The sequence below is a fragment of the Jezberella sp. genome, assembly GCF_964834465.1.
The window spans coordinates 1-17,022 of the sequence record NZ_CBAZRM010000006.1; the positions used below are offsets into that span (position 1 = coordinate 1).

Consider the following 17,022-nt stretch of genomic DNA (forward strand, 5'->3'; position numbering starts at 1 on the left):
CCGTCAGACCGGATCGCACGTCGAAAGAGGTTTGTGCGTGGTCACGCGCGGGATGTTGTAGCAGAGGCCGCAAGGTCAATGCGAGAGCCCGCGAACCCCTCGCAATCTGCCTCCAGAACCCCCTGCCTTTAGGCATGGGGAGAGTTCAGCAGGTATTAAAACAATTTTGTGTTCAGCCCGATATCGTTGAGCGGCTGGTTTTAATGATCAACATTGCCTCACCGAGCTGAGGCCGTCGCGATGAACCAGGTTATGTCACAATACCAATTGCTATTCTTAAAAATATAGACGGAGACAAAGTCATGAAATGTTATTGCGTCATCAACTTCCAACAAGCCCTGCAGATGGTAGACCGCCCTACCCCAGCGCCCACAGGTACGCAAGTATTGCTACAAGTGCGCGCGGCGGGTGTTTGCCATAGCGACCTGCATATTTGGGAAGGCGGTTATGACCTGGGTCATGGCAAACGCCTTTCGCTAAAAGATCGTGGTATCAACCTACCCTTGGCGATGGGGCATGAAACAGTCGGTACCGTCGTCTCGCTGGGCCCCGAAGCCACGGGCGTCGAAAAGGGTAAAAACTATGTGGTGTTCCCCTGGATTGGTTGCGGCAAATGCGTGGCCTGTCAGGATGGCATGGAAAACCATTGCTCCGCCCCTCAATACTTGGGCGTTTATCGTGACGGCGGATATGCAGACCATATCGTCGTGCCCGATGCACGATACCTGATTGATATTGGTGACTTGGATCCAGCAACAACGGCCCCTTATGCCTGTTCAGGGCTGACAACGTACAGTGCGTTGAACAAAGTCGGGGCCAAAACCTTTCAGAACCATCCCATTGTCATCATGGGCGCAGGTGGCCTCGGGCTCATGTGTCTTGAGCTCGTCAAAGCGCAGGGTGGCGCGGGCGCTATCGTGGTCGATATCGATCCCGTTAAACGCCAAGCGGCGCTCGACGCGGGCGCGATAGCTGCCATTGATGGCAATGCACCCGATGCCGCACAGCAAATCATCAAAGCCAACGGTGGCAAAATGGTTCAAGCGGTCATCGATTTGGTAGGTGCCCCCTCAACCACGCAAATCGGTTTCGACAGCATCATCAAAGGTGGCAAACTGATTATTGTTGGTTTGTTCGGTGGTGCTTCGCCATGGCCGATCGCGTTTATCCCCATGCGGGCGATGCACATCATCGGCAGCTATGTCGGCTCACTACAAGAGTTTCATGACTTGATGGCGTTGGTAAGGGCGGGTAAGGTCAAGCCGATTCAAGTGACTCGTCACAACCTCAGTGAAGCGGATGCTGTTCTGTCATCACTGCATCAGGGTAAGGTCACAGGTCGGGCTGTTTTGACTGCCTGATATTTTTGTAGTGCAAGAAACACCTGTCGAGTAGCCAAGGGCTTACCCGCCAGGTGTTCAGTCAGTTGCTCACGCAACAGCGTACGTAGTTCAGGCTCTTTTTGCGGGTCATTGAAGTCTGGCTCTTCAACATCCAGACCGTATCCTGTCTCTCTCAATAGTATCCATTCAAAACGACGTAAAGCACCTGCCGCAGCATCACCTGCTGCCAGTCGCTGCAAGGTTGTCACGTAGACATCGAATAAACCAGGATGAGCATCTTCACGAGGCAACAAGCGAAAGAGCAATTCGTTGAGATACCAACAGGACATCATGGCAGGCCCCGTCAAGGCATGGATACCTGCACACTCGGCACGCGTCAACGTCTTCACCTCACCCGCACCTGTCCAAGATAGCAACAACGGTTGAAACACCGACAGTACCGACCTCAACGCAGAATGAGGTCGTTTGGCCCCTTTTGCGACCATGGTGACCCAGCCATGATCTCGGGTAAAAGTTTGAAGAATGAGGGAGGTTTCTCGCCAGGCGGTTGAATGCAACACATAGCCTGGTACTTCATGCACGCGTTGCGTGCGTTTATTCATAGCCCAGGTCGCGCAGACTGCTCTCTTTATCTGCCCAGCCTTTGCGAACTTTGACGTACACCTCTAAGTGCACCGGCTTATCCAGCAGTTTGGCGATATCTTGTCTGGCTTCCGATGCAATACGTTTCATGTGACCACCGCCCGCCCCTAACAAAATGGGGCGATGGCTGTCGCGTTCGACAATAACGCATGCAGAAATCTGAGCCCCTTTATCGGTCTCATCCCAAAGCTCAATCATGACCGTACAGGCATAAGGTAGCTCATCGCCGACCAAGCGGAAGATTTTTTCGCGAATCAGTTCAGCCGCGATAAATCGCATCGAACGGTCAGTCAATGTATCTGCTTCAAAAAATGGTTCATTTTCGGGCAGACGCTTGGCGATCTCATCGAGCAACTGATCCAGCTGATGCTTTTTGTTGGCGCTGACCGGCACCACGGCATCGAAAGGGTACTGGGCCACAATGCCACCGACAAAGGGATACAGTTCGTCACGATTTTTTATCTCGTCAATCTTACTGATCACCAAAATCGTTCGCGCTGGCGCATGCAAGAGAGACAGCAGTTTGGCATCACCAGGCGACCATTTGCCTGCTTCGACCACGAACAGCACGACATCCACGTCAGCCAAAGTCTGGGTGACGACGCGATTCATCATCTTGTTCATGGCACCGCCATGCCGTGTCTGAAACCCGGGGGTATCGACAAACACGAATTGTTCGTCATCGCGCGTCAGCACGCCCTGAATGCGGTGTCTGGTCGTTTGCGCTTTGCGCGAAACGATGGAGATCTTGCTGCCAATCAAGGCGTTGGTCAACGTCGACTTGCCAACGTTCGGTCGCCCCACCACTGCGATAAAACCACAACGGTGGGCGGGTGCTGTCGCATCTGTCATTTGAGTTCCTGAGCGACCGCAACGGGTAAGGTTAACTGAGTAGTTTTACGCGCACGGCTGGCGCGCTTTTTGGCGGGTGCCGGATTGGCTGCCAGTGCAGCTTCAAGCGTGAGTTTGGCGGCAGACTGTTCTGCAGCCCGACGACTGGATCCTGCCGCTACCAACTTAAGATCAAGAATAGGCACGCTGCACTCGACCTCAAACTGCTGACTATGCGCGGCGCCGTGTGTCGCAATCACACTATAAATCGGCAAGGCGAGCTTGCGACTTTGTAAAAACTCTTGTAGCAACGTCTTGGCATCCTTGCCTAAGGTCAACGGATCAACGCTCGCCAGGATCGGAACATACAGACTCTCGATCACATGTTTGGCCGCCTCAAAGCCGCCGTCAAGAAAGACCGCCGCAAGCACTGCCTCGAACGTGTCGGCCAAGATCGAAGGCCGTCTAAAACCGCCACTCTTGAGTTCACCTTCGCCTAGGCGCAAATACCGGGATAAATCAAGCTTCTGTGCAATATCAGCTAAAGACGCCTGCTTCACCAAGTTCGCTCTGACCCGAGAGAGATCCCCCTCGTCTAACGAACCATAGTGCGTGAACAGCAATGCCGACACAGCCACGTTAAGCACTGAGTCGCCCAAAAACTCGAGCCGCTCATTGTGCCTTGCCCCGTGACTGCGATGCGTCAAAGCCTGCTCAAGCAGAGCAGGCTTTTTGAAGGTGTAGTCGATCGAGGATTCAAGTACGGCGAGTGACATTAGTTAAAAGTACCGATGCGGCCCAGGCTGCCAAAGTTCATCCAAATAACAAAAGCGCGTCCAACAATATTGCGATCAGGGACAAAACCCCAATAGCGCCCGTCCAGACTGTTATCCCGATTATCGCCCATCATAAAGTAACTGCCCGCCGGGATGGTGCATTTGACACCATTGCTAAGATACTCGCAGTTTTTACGGTCAGGGAAATTCCAGGTTGGAGACAAATCCTGATATTTTCGCTCATCAAGCAGTATTTTGTGATTAACATCGCCCAACTGCTCATTATATTCAGCAGTGTAAGCAACGCGATCAGGCTCAAAGTATTCGCCCGCTTTGGTTCGAACGACTTCTTTGCCATTGATAAAGAGCTTTTTATCCAGGTAAGCGAGTTCATCGCCTGGCAAACCGACGACGCGTTTAATGTAATCAAGGCTGGGGTCGACTGGATATCTAAACACCATCACATCACCGCGTTTGGGGGAACTCACGGGGATAATTTTCTCGTTCAAGATGGGCAACCTGATCCCATACGTGAATTTATTCACCAAAATCAAATCACCGGACTCAAGCGTCGGCAACATCGACCCTGAGGGGATTCGAAAGGGTTCGACCACAAACGAGCGTAAGACAAACACGAACAAAATCACCGGAAAAAAGCTCACTGCGTACTCGACCAACCAATTCGTGCGGCCTTGAGTAGCTCGCAACTCAGTCTCGTAACCTTGTGCCTCTTCTGTCGATAATCCAGCCCAATTGGGCCTGGCGTTCGCCAGGGCCTGCTCGACTCTCGCGGCTCGTGCACGGCGAAGCCAGAAATAATCAAGACCGTAAATCACTCCAGTAAACACCAAGAGGATGAACAATATCAGTGCGAAATTCCAATTCATAGTTGACCTGAGTGGCAAAAATTTTATTTATCTTCTACCTGCAAGATGGCCAAGAAGGCCTCTTGCGGGATTTCAACACTACCGACTTGCTTCATGCGCTTCTTACCTGCCTTTTGTTTTTCAAGCAGCTTTTTCTTTCGGCTGATATCACCGCCATAGCACTTCGCCAAGACGTTCTTGCGCAATGCCTTGACGTTTTCGCGCGCGATGATTTCTGCACCAATCGCCGCCTGAATGGCCACATCGTACATTTGCCGGGGGATCAGCTCGCGCATTTTGGAAACGACTTCACGGCCACGGTATCTCGCGTTCGAGCGGTGACAGATGGTGGATAAGGCGTCGACCTTGTCCGTGTTAATCAAAACATCCACCCGAACCACATCAGCCGAACGATACTCTTTAAACTCGTAATCCATCGACGCGTAGCCGCGCGACACCGACTTTAACTTATCAAAAAAATCAAGCACGATTTCAGCTAGCGGGATCTCATAGTGCAAGTGCACTTGGCGGCCGTGATAGGTCATATCGAGCTGATTGCCGCGCTTACTGTTACACAACGTCATCACCGCACCAACATATTCTTGCGGCATGAAAAGCGTCACCGTGACGATCGGCTCGCGAACCTCTTCCAGTTTACCAACCTCGGGCATGCGCGAGGGGCTCTCGATATGAATCACGGTGCCATCGCGTTGCAAGACCTCGTACACCACCGACGGGGCAGTGGTGATGATGTCCATATCGAATTCACGCTCGAGCCGCTCTTGCACGATCTCCATGTGCAACAGGCCCAGAAAGCCACATCTGAAACCAAACCCGAGTGCTTGAGAAACCTCAGGCTCAAACATCAGCGCCGCGTCGTTGAGTTTGAGCTTCTCGAGCGAGTCACGTAGTTGATCATACTCGCTGCTTTCAACGGGATAAAGACCTGCAAAGACCTGTGGCTTGACTTCTTTAAACCCAGGCAGCGCACGGTCAGCGGGCTTACCGGCAATCGTGATCGTATCGCCCACTTTGGCATCGGCCAGATCTTTGATCCCAGCAATGACAAATCCGACTTCACCCGCAGACAGTTCAACACGGGGTTGCGACTTGGGTGTAAAGACCCCAATCTGTTCGCACAAATGAGCCGCACCGGTGGCCATAAACAAAATTTTATCTTTAGGCTTTAATTTGCCATTCACGATTCGAACCAGCATCACCACACCAACGTAGTTATCGAACCATGAGTCGATAATCAAAGCCTGCAACGGTGCTGTCGGATCACCCACCGGGGCTGGGATTCGCGCAACAACCGCTTCGAGGATTTCGTCGATCCCCATGCCAGTCTTAGCACTCGCTAAGATCGCATCGGTGGCGTCGATGCCGATCACATCTTCAATTTCTTCGCGTGCACCTTCGGGATTGGCAGACGCCAAATCCATTTTATTCAGGATGGGGACAACTTCAACCCCTAGCTCGATCGCGGTGTAACAGTTGGCAACCGTCTGCGCTTCTACCCCTTGAGATGCATCGACGACCAATAACGCCCCCTCGCAGGCCGACAAGGACCGGCTCACCTCGTATGAGAAATCGACGTGACCAGGCGTGTCAATCAAATTAAGCGCATAGATCTGACCATCTGCAGCCTTGTACTGCAAGGCTGCCGTTTGAGCTTTGATGGTGATCCCGCGCTCGCGCTCAATATCCATTGAATCAAGAACCTGGGCTGACATCTCACGGTCTGCAAGACCGCCACAGCGCTGAATTAAACGATCTGCGAGGGTGGATTTGCCATGGTCAATATGGGCAATAATCGAGAAATTGCGGATGTGCTGCATAACGCCTGAGAAGAAGTCTAGCCGCCTGGGCGAGCCTAACGAAGGCTGCCAATCGAGCAAAAGGGGCGATAAACGCCCCTTACGATGCGGCAAACCCCTATTCTAGCCTTTCTGCATAGAAATATTGGTCGCCGCCCAACTTACTGGCAATATCTGCAACTATTCTTCGCTTTTACCCTGCCGAATCACCATCCACTGCGTTTGCTCACCTCGGCGAACCATCAAACCAACGGGCTTGTTCTTGTCGGTTGACCCGATTGTCTTAGCGAGCTGCTCCGGGCCGGTCACATCGATGTCGTTGACGGCCAGAATGATGTCGCCCTCAGCAATGCCTGCTGCGGCAGCCAAACCAGTAGCCTGGTTGACCAAAGCGCCACCTTTGATGCGCAACTTCTTCTGTTGCTCGGCGGGTACTGCAATGACCGTCATCCCCAATACTTCGGTGGTTTTTTCGGTCTTTTTATCCTCGGGAGTGGCTTCCTTTTCAGCCGCCTTATCCGTGACCTTCATCTGAGCAACGGTCACGCTCAGCGTCATTGGTTTACCTTTACGCCAGACTTCAAGCGATGATTTGGTGCCTGGCTTGGTCTCACCCACCAAGCGCGGCAAATCAGACCATTTCACGATCGATTTACCATTGAATTTGAGGATCACGTCACCTGGTTGAACACCCGCTTTATCAGCCGGTGTGTCGGCCTCAACGCCACTCACCATCGCCCCCTCTGCACGAGGCAAACCCAACGCCTCTGAGACTTCCTTAGTCACCTCGCCAATTTGTACGCCGATACGACCGCGGGTAACTTTGCCATTCGAGCGTAACTGGTCAACAACCAGCATAGCCTCATCAATTGGAATCGACAGAGACACACCCATATAGCCGCCACTGCGGGACACAATCTGCGAATTGATCCCAACAACTTCGCCATTCAGATTGAGTAACGGGCCGCCGGAATTGCCCGGATTAACGGCTACATCGGTTTGGATAAAGGGCAAATACTCACCTGTATCGCGACCAATGGCGCTGACGATACCTGAGGTGACGGTAGACTCAAGCCCAAACGGTGATCCGATGGCAAGCACCCACTGGCCCTTTTTGAGCAACTTGGGGTTACCAATTGCTAGCGCCGTCATACCCGTTGCATTGATTTTGATCAAAGCAACATCTGAGCGTTGATCGCTACCAATAACCTTTGCTTTATATTCCTTGCCACCGGGGACGGTGACCATGATCTCTGAAGCACCATCGACCACGTGGTAGTTGGTCAGAATATAGCCATCCTCAGAGATAAAAAAGCCGGTGCCAATACCACGTGGCACGGATCGTTGTTCTGGTTCAGGTTGGTTTTTACCTTGAGGACCGGGCTTTCCTTGAGGGGGAAGTGGTGGCATCCCCGGCATTTGAAAGTCTGGGCCAAAAAAGTGACGGAAAGCCTCGTAGGGATCTTGCCCGCCACCGGGTCCAAAGCCCGGTTGTCGCACTGCCACCATTGCTGAGGTGCGGATATTGACAACCGCAGGCTCAACCTTTTCAACGATGCTTGTGAAATCCGGCAACGCCACCGTCGGCATCGGCACGGTATTTTGAGCATGCGAAATAGTTGGATTGATCACACAGACGCCAACGAGCAGCGCCATTGTCAAACCCAGCGTCACCAACGTACGATGGGTCATCTGGCGAGGCAGATGACAAGATAAACGATACATATTTTGCATCTTGAACTCCGTTAATTGCTAGGGCCGCGAAGTATGCGCGGCGTTACTCAGGCTGATATTTAATCGATGTTGCGATCTGTTCGACGGCGCGAGCAGGAACCTCACCCAACACTGTCAACCAAAAATGCCCCACTTGCACGCCGTACAAGTTCACCGATCCGTTACGTGCAGGACCATGAGGCTTATAGTCAGACCGCTCTTCGTGATAAGGTTCAATAAAAATTGAGATCGTCGCCAGACCATCGGACAAAATCAGTTGATTCACCAACCGGTCACCGGCAAATACTCGACTGACTTGAAGCGTTGAAACAAAGCCCGGTGGTGCTGGGATCCGCCACCCGAGGGCGAAGAGATCAACGGGTTTCTCGTTCGGTTCAATCGTTCGCCAAGTATCAATTGGCCAGGACGGCTCAAGATCTTTGTCGGTAATGTGGGGATTGATCGTCAATTGTGCAAAAGAAATTTGTTCAATGAGACGGGCTTCGTCTGACACGGTTCGCGCCCTGAGCAACAATCCTGTCTCATCGTCTGCACACAACCGGTAGCCAAATCGGTAATCGTCCTTGGGGATGATATCCACGACCCGACACGCCCGCCCGGCGACCCGATTCAAATCGGGGCGCACCTGAATCCGGTAGTGATGATCAATGGCGCCTGGATCGGAAAGCAGCAAACCGGGAAACAAATCGCCCTGCCGACGCTGATGCCTAATGATCTGTGCCTCTGGAATCAACTCACGCACCTCATTGTTTAAACGAAGAGACTCTCGAGGCTTTCCGTCTAACTGTTCGAGACGCTCACGTTCATCCTTGCCATCGAACGTGTGAATAATTCGGGAAGACTGCATGGTATGGCCATGCTGATAAGCGAACACGCCCCGATAATTTAATTGATGAGCAGCACGCTGCATCATCACTAACAACGCCGCGTTTTCAGGCCAAGGTTGACGCCCTGCTGCCTCAACCGAGGATTGAGCGTGCGCTGGGGCCAACCATAGCGCGATGACGATTGCCACACACCCTTTGACCCCGCCTTTATGCTTGAGAATCACTTTATGCCACCAAACGATACTTGTCTGACAGCGGCAGGGCCGGCAAGCTGTCGGTGGGCAGCCACGTAATCGGGCGCAATGGACGACTCGGTGGCGTCAGCTGAGGCTGCAGTCACCGCAGAGACAGCAGGTTTAGACAAAGCAATGCTCGCTTGCCCCGATGCAGGCCCCATATCTGGTGCAAAGAAAGGTTTAACGACCCAAACCACAGCTGCCACTGCGGCTGCCATGGCAAACGATGACACACCATACTGACGCCACAAGCTCTGCTTGTTCGTGGGTGCAGGCGCAATTGATCTGGGGGCAAGCACAACAGCTTCTTGGGCAAGCGCCTTCGTCAGACGCTCTTCAAACGAAGAACTGACCGGCACAGCCAATGCTGGTGTACGCAAGACATCACCGATCAAATGGTAGGTTTGCCATGTTTGACGAGCACCTTCAGACATCGCAGCTGGGGGCAACTCGGTTTCCAGGTCGCCATCCATCCAAGCGGAAATCGATTGTGCTAAGTGCTCATCGAGGATGAGTTTCTCGTGTATCGGGTTCGCGGATTTGGTCATAATGTGATCTCCTACCAACGTTTGTCGCCGTTGCCACCCAGAACGGGCCGCAACTTTGCTGCAATAGCTTCCCGAGCTCTGAAAATACGCGAACGAACCGTCCCGATCGGGCAGTTCATCGTTGCAGCGATATCTTCATAGCTCATCCCTTCAATCTCTCTCAGTACGATCGCCGTCCGAAGATCTTCAGGTAAATCTTCGATACTTTTGTTGACGGTTTCCGCGATTTCTCGGCTCGCCATCGCGGATTCGGGCGTATTGTTATCTGTTAGGTTGTCAGTTTCGTTAAAAGTTTCACCATCTTCGTTCTCATACGCATTCGGCGCGCTGGGACGGCGGCTATTACTGGCTAACCAATTACGGCCGGTATTGATGGCAATTCGATACAGCCAGGTGTAAAAGGCACTTTCGCCTCGAAATTGAGGCAAGGCGCGATAGGCCTTGATAAAGGCTTCTTGCGCAACGTCCTCTACCTCTGAAGGGTCTCTGACCATCCGAGACAGCAGACGAATGATTTTGCGCTGATATTTCAATACCAGCAGATCAAATGCCTGACGTTCTCCTTGCTGAACTCTGGCGACAAGTTCAGCGTCAACATCTCGTTCACTCAAACCTTATCTCCGAAGTACCGCAATCGGTCACCCTGCCGTTGTCGCCAGTTAGTCAGCATTGAAAAATAACGAAATACCTGTTGATCGTATGGATGGAAAGCGGTTCGCCAAACCATGACATTGACTGATTTTCTGGCATTTTTTGTACCTTGGTCGCACTCACCCGCTGGTATCAATGTCAGATAATACCCAAACACACTCTTTATACACTGAGACAACACCACCGTTTGGAGATCCCCGCGCGGGCCTCGCAAACGCCAGTCTCGCTGTGAGTCAAGCAGCAAAGACCATCCATTGACCTTTTTTTTCACCATTTGTTCCCACTTATTTTGAATCAAGATAGGCGCTAGCGCTGAAAACACGATGGCAGCCAACGGGGCATCGTTGAAAATTAACGTGGCGGCGGTCGACGTTGCGATAAAGACAGCCAGCCAGAAACGAATTCGGCTTACCGTGCGTGGTATATCCAACGCAACAGTAAGCCGTAATCTTGCTAATGGATCGGTCAAATTAGATTCGACGCACAGCCATTGATCCGTTGGTACCCCCAAATCCGAATGAATTTGATAGTGCGACGTCGATTTTCATGTCTCGAGCCGTGTTAGCACAATAATCCAAATCGCACTCAGGGTCTTGATTAAAGATGTTAATCGTTGGTGGTGAAATCTGGTGATGCACAGCAAGCGTCGTAAACACCGCCTCAATGCCACCAGCCGCCCCTAACAAATGCCCAGTCATTGATTTGGTCGAATTGACCACCAAGTTCTTGGCGTGATCACCAAACGCAAGTTTCAAGGCTGCCGTTTCATTTTTATCACCTAACGGTGTCGACGTCCCGTGGGCGTTGACATATTGCACCTGATCGGGATTGATTGCCCCGTTGCGCAACGCAAGTGCAATCCCGCGACGCGGCCCGTCGCGGTCTGGTGCCGTGATGTGATGCGCATCCGAGCTCATTCCATAGCCAGCGAACTCGCCGTAAATTTTTGCGCCACGCTGCTTAGCGTGTTCGTATTCTTCAAGCACCAAAACGCCAGCACCCTCACCCAGCACAAAGCCATCCCGATCGACATCCCACGGCCGCGAAGCGGTGGTTGGATCATCATTACGGGTCGATAGCGCACGCATGGCGGCAAAACCGCCGATGCCCAGCGGTGACACCGTCGATTCGGCCCCGCCTGCCACCATCACATCGGCGTCACCATACTCAATGAGTCGAGCAGCATCACCGATCGAGTGCAGACCGGTGGTACAAGCCGAGACAACCGCGTAGGACGGGCCCTTCAACCCCAGCATGATGCTGAGATGCCCTGAAATCAAATTGATGAGAGATGCTGGCACGAAAAACGGTGAAATCCGCCGAGGGCCACGCTCTAAGTAGTCAGAGTGTGTCTCTTCAATGCGCTGCAGTCCGCCAATGCCAGAGCCAACAATGACCCCAACACGATCTGCATTCTCTTCAGTGATGGTCAACCCCGCATCTTTCCAGGCTTGAACACCCGCAGCGATGCCGTAATGGATGAAGGTATCCATCGTACGAGCTTCTTTGACAGGAACATAAGCACTGACGTCAAACGCTTTGACTTCGCCCGCAATGTGCGAGTTGAAAGCAGCAGGATCAAATCGCGTGATGCGCCCAATCCCAGATCGACCATTGACGATATTGTCCCAAGCTGTGGCGATGTCATTGCCTACTGGGCTGACAATGCCTAAGCCCGTAATGACGACGCGTCGTTTCACAGACTACTCCTTACATACTTGAGGGTCAACGTACCACATTGACCCAAGAGGATCGGCGCTGCAGGGCAGCAACCAATCCAACCTGAAACGGCGATTAGGCCGAATGTGAAGTGATGTAATCAACGGCCTGTTGAACAGTCGTAATTTTTTCAGCTTCTTCGTCAGGGATTTCAGTCTCGAACTCATCTTCAAGTGCCATGACCAACTCGACCATATCGAGCGAATCGGCACCGAGGTCGTCAAGGAATGAAGACGCGTTTTTGATCTCGGCTTCGTTAACGCCAAGTTGTTCAGCGACAATCTTCTTGACGCGCTGTTCGATGCTTTCCATGCAGATCTCCAAAAGGAAAAGTCCCGCGCATTATAGCGAAGCGGGGAAAAAAAAACTGGTTACAAATACATTCCGCCGTTCACATGGAGGGTAATCCCTGTGATATAGGCGGCCGAGGGTGAAGCCAAAAAGGATACCGCGTGTGCAATATCAGCTGCTGAACCTAAACGACCCAGCGGAATTTGCCCGAGCAACGCGGCAGTCTGTTGATCATCCAACGCTTTGGTCATATCTGTTTCAATGAAACCAGGAGCAACGCAATTCACCGTCACGTTGCGGCTTCCCAGCTCGCGAGCGAGGGCGCGACTCATCCCTGCAACACCTGCTTTGGATGCCGCATAGTTTGCTTGGCCGGGATTACCACTTGACCCAACAACAGACGTGATGTTGATGATTCTGCCCCATCGCGCTTTCATCATCGGTTTCATCACGGCACGGCTCAAGCGAAAGACCGATTTCAAATTCGTATCGATCACCGAATCCCATTCGTCATCTTTCATTCTCATCGATAAATTGTCGCGCGTAATACCGGCGTTATTCACCAGAATTGCAACCCCACCTGCTTTGCTCAGGCTATCGACGAGTGCATCACAGCCGGCGGCATCCGTCACATTGAGAACGACCCCTTGCCCGCCATAGGGTTTGAGCATCGCTGTCACTTCAGCGGCACCTGGTTCTGTGGTTGAGGTACCAGTCACCACAGCACCGCGGCTGGCGAGCTCTAGGGCAATGGCCTTACCAATGCCTCTCGAGGCGCCTGTGACCAGGGCTATCTTGTCTTTGAGTTCCATGTTTTTTTCCATTGACGCGTGCAATCAGGCGCCTAGCTTGACGGCCTCGATCGCCGCTTGCATCGAATCGGGATCGGTCACCGCAAAGGATTGAAGGTCAGGGTCAATGCGTTTGACCAAGCCTGACAACACCTTGCCAGGACCGCATTCAACGATATGGGTGATGCCCATCGCCTTCATCGCCTGAATAATTTCTACCCATCGTACGGGATGCCAGGCCTGTCTGATCAAAGCATCAACAATTGCCGCCGGCTCATTTGGCATCGCCACATCAACGTTATTGATCACTGGGATCAAAGGGGATTTCAAGGTCAGCTTTGCTAGGGCAACTTGCAGAACATCTGCTGCTGGCTTTAACAAACTTGAATGAAAAGGAGCAGATACGGGCAGCTGTATGGCACGCTTAGCGCCGGCGGCCTTCGCTGCTGCCATTGCCCTTTGCACGGCCGTTGCGTGTCCCGCAATCACCACTTGCATTGGGGCGTTGTAATTAACCGCTTCGACGACTTCACCTTCAGCCGCAGCCAAACAAGCATCACGCACCACCTGATCTTCAAGACCGAGCACAGCCGCCATGGCACCCGTGCCCACTGGCACAGCCGCCTGCATCGCATCGGCACGAACTCTAACAAGTCTCACCGCATCGGCCAGCGACAATACCCCTGACGCCGTCAATGCTGCATACTCACCCAAGCTATGGCCTGCCATGACGCTGGCCTGAGGACCACCGGCAGAAAGCCAAGCTTGATAGGTCGCTAAGCCTGCGGTCAACATCACGGGTTGAGTATTCGTGGTGAGGTTGAGCTCTTCGGCTGGGCCGGTGGCCATCAACGCAGCCAAATCAGTGCCCAGTGCCTCAGAAGCCTCGGATACAACGCGAGCCACCTCAGGATGATCTGTCCAAGCATCAAGCATGCCAACTGACTGCGACCCTTGACCAGGAAATACAAACGCAAATTTCATCACGGTATTTTTTAAAATTTACAAATTAATGCGGGAGTGTAAGCGAGGTTCGCTAATTAGACTACATTTTTACGAGAACCGAGCCCCAGGTGAAGCCCCCACCCACGCCCTGCAACAATAACAACTGTCCCGGTTGAATGCGTCCATCACGGCGAGCAACATCCAGTGCAAGCGGCACACTTGCCGCCGACGTGTTGGCGTGTTGATCAACGGTCACCACTACTTTTTCAATGGCGATGTCGAGTTTGCGTGCCAGGAAATTAAGAATACGGATATTCGCTTGATGGGGGATGAGCCAATCCACATCCTTCAGGTCAAGACCCGCCTGCTCGACCACGGCTCTTGCCGATCTATCGAGCACAGTCACGGCTTGTTTGAATACCGCCTGGCCATCCATTCGCAAGAATGGATCGCCCACCACTTCGCCGTGCGAAACATTGCCTGCCGCTTTCAGAATATCCATTTGGCTACCGTCAGCACGCAATTCTGCTGCCATGACACCAGGCGTTTCAGAGGCACGTAACACGACCGCACCCGCCCCATCGCCAAACAACACGCAAGTACCGCGGTCAGACCAGTCAAGGATGCTCGAAAACACCTCAGCGCCAATCACCAATGCGCACTTGGCGCGACCCGCACGAATGAAACTGTCTGCGGTCGTCAAAGCATAGACAAAGCCACTGCAAACGGCTTGCACATCAAAAGCTGCGGCCCCCCGATTACCAAGGCCTGCCTGCACCAGACAAGCCGTACTCGGAAAAACAAAATCGGGGGTCGAGGTAGCAACAATGATTAAATCCAGCTCGCTGGCATCCATCCCTGCATCGTGCAGGGCAGCTTTAGCAGCATGAATAGCCAACTGGCTGGTGGTGACGCCGGGGTCAGCAATATAGCGCTGGCGAATACCCGTTCGATCGACAATCCATTGGTCAGAGGTTTCAATCCCTCTGGTGGCCAACTCAGCGGCCAGATCGTCGTTAGTGACACATCGAGGAGGCAAGTAACTCCCTGACCCTACAATTTTTGAATAAGACATGGCAGCTGTCATGCATTGTCTCCTGCAGCGCTCTGTGTATCCAGTGTTCTGGATTGATTCATCTGGGCTATCGAAGCGGTGATGCGGTCTAAAAGACCGGTACTAACCGCGCTGCTTGCTCGTTCAAGCGCGCAACTAAAACCGAAGACATCTGCCGAGCCGTGGCTTTTGATCACAACCCCACGCAAGCCCAGCAGCGCCGCACCGTTATATTGACGATTATCCACGCGTCGACGAAAGCGTGACAACACCGGCATGGCGGTGAGGCCCATCAACCGTGTCAACCAACTTCGATTGAATTCTTCTTTGATCATGCTGCCTAGCATGCGAGCCAGCCCTTCGGCTGACTTGAGCACAACATTGCCAACAAAGCCGTCACAGACAACCACATCAACGGTACCTTTGAAAATGTCGTTGCCTTCGACGTTGCCATAAAAGTTCAGATTGCTGGTTCGCAACAAGTCAGCGGTCTGCTTGACGACATCGTTACCTTTGATGACTTCTTCGCCGATATTGAGTAGACCGACAGAAGGCTGTTGACCCGAGGCGTTGGCTTGCGCCAGCGCGATCCCCATGATGGCAAACTGAAAAAGATGTTCTGCGGTGCAGTCGACGTTCGCGCCCAGATCGAGCATGATCGTCGCGCCGCCCGTTTGATTAGGCAGAAACGTGGCAATGGCCGGACGGTCGATCCCGTCGAGCGTTTTAAGCACGTACCGAGAAATTGCCATCCACGCACCCGTATTGCCAGCCGACACACAGGCGTCAGCCAACCCGTCCTTGACCAGTTGGGCAGCCACGCGCATGGAAGAATCTTTTTTGCGCCGCAAAGCGACCTCGACCGGGTCATCCATCTGGACAACCTCGGAGGCAGGAATCACCTGATACCGGGCAGGGTCAACATCGGGATATGACTTCTTAGCAGAGGCCAAGGCCGCTTGAATGTCGTCAGGGAGACCGACGAGTAACAAAGCGACATCCGGGTACTTCTGGGCAAATGCTAGACAGGCGGGAACAGTCACGGGCAAACCCGAATCCCCCCCCATGCAGTCAACCGCGATGCGAATAGCGTAGACCACGACTAATTAACGCGTCACACAAATGAGCGACATGCGCCTTAGACCAAGCTTACTCGTCTGCCTTCGTTTTTAGAACCTTGCGACCACGATAAAAGCCATTGGGGCTGATGTGGTGACGCAGATGCTGCTCGCCAGTATTTGGCTCAATCGCTGTTGGCGGATTGATGATGAAATCATGCGAGCGGTGCATGCCGCGCTTGGATGGTGACTTTTTATTTTGCTGAACAGCCATGACTACTCCTGTGGATCTGCTAATTGTACGACAGACCGCTTAATGACAAACAACGCTTAATAAACAAACAAATTTACTTACTCTTCATGTTGAGCTGCCCCAACACAGCGAAAGGGGATGGTCGCTTTGCCGCTTCAGGCTCATTCGTCGACCCCGCTTCATCAACCGACGTCTCAACCACACATGCTTCATGCTTCGGGACGTAGGGCACTTCTAAAATCAATTCATCTTCTATTAGCTCACCCACATCAAATCTGGGTGAACCCACAATCTTTTCTGGCGCATCAGGGTCATCTTCTTCTTGATTGTCAGTATCAAGCTCAGACGCTTGCCTGACCAACTCAAGCACAACTTGGTGATTGATATTCAGTGCCAAATCACCCAGACACCGTTGACACTCAAGCACAATGGTCGTCTGCACGCCTAAACTCAATCTTGGGCGGCCGTCTAAGCTTCGAAGACCTGATAGTTTGTACTGCACCATGCTTGAATCGGGTTGCTCTGGCAAACCCTCAAGTAATCGCTGAAGCCGGCTGACATTAAACTCGCCAACAATTTCTTGCTCACGACGCGCAAACTCAATTGCATCAACCTGTGGGGGATAACCGTGCATATAGCC

19 protein-coding genes are annotated in these 17,022 nt (G+C 52.6%); 1 reads left to right on the top strand and 18 read right to left on the bottom strand.

From position 1 onward, the window contains the following. Window positions 1-302: 302 nt before the first annotated feature. Window positions 303-1,361: an alcohol dehydrogenase gene (locus AC1W8Y_RS05695; RefSeq protein ID WP_482013511.1), complete on the top strand. Its 1,059-nt coding sequence runs from the start codon at window positions 303-305 to the stop codon at window positions 1,359-1,361. On the opposite strand, the gene recO is transcribed toward AC1W8Y_RS05695, so the two are convergent. The 18 genes from recO to AC1W8Y_RS05785 form a co-directional block, all read right to left on the bottom strand. After that, window positions 1,322-1,945, bottom strand: coding sequence for a DNA repair protein RecO (gene recO, locus AC1W8Y_RS05700; protein WP_482013512.1), 624 nt, complete (start codon window positions 1,943-1,945; stop codon window positions 1,322-1,324). The genes AC1W8Y_RS05695 and recO overlap by 40 nt on opposite strands. Further along, window positions 1,938-2,837 (bottom strand): GTPase Era, encoded by a 900-nt coding sequence (era, locus tag AC1W8Y_RS05705; protein WP_482013513.1) that lies wholly within the window; start codon window positions 2,835-2,837, stop codon window positions 1,938-1,940. The genes recO and era overlap by 8 nt, the downstream gene beginning before the upstream one ends. Beyond that, window positions 2,834-3,592 carry a ribonuclease III gene (gene rnc / locus AC1W8Y_RS05710; protein WP_482013514.1) on the bottom strand — a complete coding sequence of 253 codons (759 nt, stop codon included), beginning with the start codon at window positions 3,590-3,592 and terminating at the stop codon, window positions 2,834-2,836. The genes era and rnc overlap by 4 nt, the downstream gene beginning before the upstream one ends. Further along, window positions 3,592-4,479: a signal peptidase I gene (gene lepB / locus AC1W8Y_RS05715; protein ID WP_482013515.1), complete on the bottom strand. Its 888-nt coding sequence runs from the start codon at window positions 4,477-4,479 to the stop codon at window positions 3,592-3,594. The genes rnc and lepB overlap by 1 nt, the downstream gene beginning before the upstream one ends. 23 nt (window positions 4,480-4,502) lie before the next feature. Beyond that, window positions 4,503-6,296 carry a translation elongation factor 4 gene (gene lepA / locus AC1W8Y_RS05720; RefSeq protein WP_482013516.1) on the bottom strand — a complete coding sequence of 598 codons (1,794 nt, stop codon included), beginning with the start codon at window positions 6,294-6,296 and terminating at the stop codon, window positions 4,503-4,505. Between the two features lie 159 nt (window positions 6,297-6,455). Then, window positions 6,456-7,931: a Do family serine endopeptidase gene (locus AC1W8Y_RS05725; RefSeq protein WP_482013666.1), complete on the bottom strand. Its 1,476-nt coding sequence runs from the start codon at window positions 7,929-7,931 to the stop codon at window positions 6,456-6,458. Window positions 7,932-8,052: 121 nt separating this feature from the next. Continuing rightward, entirely contained in the window at window positions 8,053-9,060 is a 1,008-nt protein-coding gene (locus tag AC1W8Y_RS05730; protein WP_482013517.1) for a MucB/RseB C-terminal domain-containing protein, read from the bottom strand. Next, complete coding sequence (locus AC1W8Y_RS05735; RefSeq protein ID WP_482013518.1) at window positions 9,057-9,620, bottom strand: sigma-E factor negative regulatory protein; 564 nt, start codon at window positions 9,618-9,620, stop codon at window positions 9,057-9,059. Before AC1W8Y_RS05735 ends, AC1W8Y_RS05730 begins: the two co-directional genes overlap by 4 nt. A gap of 11 nt (window positions 9,621-9,631) precedes the next feature. Next, a complete protein-coding gene (gene rpoE / locus AC1W8Y_RS05740; protein WP_482013519.1) occupies window positions 9,632-10,231 on the bottom strand; it encodes an RNA polymerase sigma factor RpoE in 600 nt (199 codons plus the stop codon). Next, window positions 10,228-10,740 carry a hypothetical protein gene (locus tag AC1W8Y_RS05745; RefSeq protein ID WP_482013520.1) on the bottom strand — a complete coding sequence of 171 codons (513 nt, stop codon included), beginning with the start codon at window positions 10,738-10,740 and terminating at the stop codon, window positions 10,228-10,230. The genes rpoE and AC1W8Y_RS05745 overlap by 4 nt, the downstream gene beginning before the upstream one ends. Before the next feature lies 1 nt (window position 10,741). After that, the gene (fabF, locus tag AC1W8Y_RS05750; RefSeq protein ID WP_482013521.1) at window positions 10,742-11,971 is read right to left on the bottom strand and encodes a beta-ketoacyl-ACP synthase II; all 1,230 of its coding nucleotides are present in this window, start codon (window positions 11,969-11,971) and stop codon (window positions 10,742-10,744) included. 94 nt (window positions 11,972-12,065) lie between these two features. Next, on the bottom strand, window positions 12,066-12,302 hold the full coding sequence (acpP, locus tag AC1W8Y_RS05755) for an acyl carrier protein (RefSeq protein ID WP_482013522.1): 237 nt from the start codon (window positions 12,300-12,302) through the stop codon (window positions 12,066-12,068). 59 nt (window positions 12,303-12,361) lie between these two features. Next, a complete protein-coding gene (gene fabG / locus AC1W8Y_RS05760) occupies window positions 12,362-13,105 on the bottom strand; it encodes a 3-oxoacyl-ACP reductase FabG (protein WP_482013523.1) in 744 nt (247 codons plus the stop codon). A 12-nt stretch (window positions 13,106-13,117) separates the two neighbouring features. Next, window positions 13,118-14,056 carry an ACP S-malonyltransferase gene (fabD, locus tag AC1W8Y_RS05765; protein ID WP_482013524.1) on the bottom strand — a complete coding sequence of 313 codons (939 nt, stop codon included), beginning with the start codon at window positions 14,054-14,056 and terminating at the stop codon, window positions 13,118-13,120. A gap of 61 nt (window positions 14,057-14,117) precedes the next feature. Next, window positions 14,118-15,104 (bottom strand): beta-ketoacyl-ACP synthase III, encoded by a 987-nt coding sequence (locus AC1W8Y_RS05770; RefSeq protein WP_482013525.1) that lies wholly within the window; start codon window positions 15,102-15,104, stop codon window positions 14,118-14,120. Next, on the bottom strand, window positions 15,101-16,171 hold the full coding sequence (gene plsX, locus AC1W8Y_RS05775) for a phosphate acyltransferase PlsX (RefSeq protein ID WP_482013526.1): 1,071 nt from the start codon (window positions 16,169-16,171) through the stop codon (window positions 15,101-15,103). Before plsX ends, AC1W8Y_RS05770 begins: the two co-directional genes overlap by 4 nt. 49 nt (window positions 16,172-16,220) lie before the next feature. Beyond that, on the bottom strand, window positions 16,221-16,403 hold the full coding sequence (rpmF, locus tag AC1W8Y_RS05780; protein WP_106227879.1) for a 50S ribosomal protein L32: 183 nt from the start codon (window positions 16,401-16,403) through the stop codon (window positions 16,221-16,223). Between the two features lie 73 nt (window positions 16,404-16,476). After that, the gene (locus AC1W8Y_RS05785; RefSeq protein WP_482013527.1) at window positions 16,477-17,016 is read right to left on the bottom strand and encodes a YceD family protein; all 540 of its coding nucleotides are present in this window, start codon (window positions 17,014-17,016) and stop codon (window positions 16,477-16,479) included. Window positions 17,017-17,022: the final 6 nt, after the last annotated feature.

What these genes read in the sequence shown, in the direction of transcription:
- recO (WP_482013512.1), bottom strand. Translation starts at nt 1,945, where the DNA reads ATGAATAAACGCACGCAACGCGTGCATGAAGTACCAGGCTATGTGTTG.
- AC1W8Y_RS05785 (WP_482013527.1), bottom strand. Translation starts at nt 17,016, where the DNA reads ATGCACGGTTATCCCCCACAGGTTGATGCAATTGAGTTTGCGCGTCGT.
- AC1W8Y_RS05695 (WP_482013511.1), top strand. Translation starts at nt 303, where the DNA reads ATGAAATGTTATTGCGTCATCAACTTCCAACAAGCCCTGCAGATGGTA.
- lepB (WP_482013515.1), bottom strand. Translation starts at nt 4,479, where the DNA reads ATGAATTGGAATTTCGCACTGATATTGTTCATCCTCTTGGTGTTTACT.
- AC1W8Y_RS05770 (WP_482013525.1), bottom strand. Translation starts at nt 15,104, where the DNA reads ATGACAGCTGCCATGTCTTATTCAAAAATTGTAGGGTCAGGGAGTTAC.
- AC1W8Y_RS05735 (WP_482013518.1), bottom strand. Translation starts at nt 9,620, where the DNA reads ATGACCAAATCCGCGAACCCGATACACGAGAAACTCATCCTCGATGAG.
- rpmF (WP_106227879.1), bottom strand. Translation starts at nt 16,403, where the DNA reads ATGGCTGTTCAGCAAAATAAAAAGTCACCATCCAAGCGCGGCATGCAC.
- lepA (WP_482013516.1), bottom strand. Translation starts at nt 6,296, where the DNA reads ATGCAGCACATCCGCAATTTCTCGATTATTGCCCATATTGACCATGGC.
- AC1W8Y_RS05725 (WP_482013666.1), bottom strand. Translation starts at nt 7,931, where the DNA reads ATGGCGCTGCTCGTTGGCGTCTGTGTGATCAATCCAACTATTTCGCAT.
- fabD (WP_482013524.1), bottom strand. Translation starts at nt 14,056, where the DNA reads ATGAAATTTGCGTTTGTATTTCCTGGTCAAGGGTCGCAGTCAGTTGGC.
- fabG (WP_482013523.1), bottom strand. Translation starts at nt 13,105, where the DNA reads ATGGAAAAAAACATGGAACTCAAAGACAAGATAGCCCTGGTCACAGGC.
- rnc (WP_482013514.1), bottom strand. Translation starts at nt 3,592, where the DNA reads ATGTCACTCGCCGTACTTGAATCCTCGATCGACTACACCTTCAAAAAG.
- era (WP_482013513.1), bottom strand. Translation starts at nt 2,837, where the DNA reads ATGACAGATGCGACAGCACCCGCCCACCGTTGTGGTTTTATCGCAGTG.
- acpP (WP_482013522.1), bottom strand. Translation starts at nt 12,302, where the DNA reads ATGGAAAGCATCGAACAGCGCGTCAAGAAGATTGTCGCTGAACAACTT.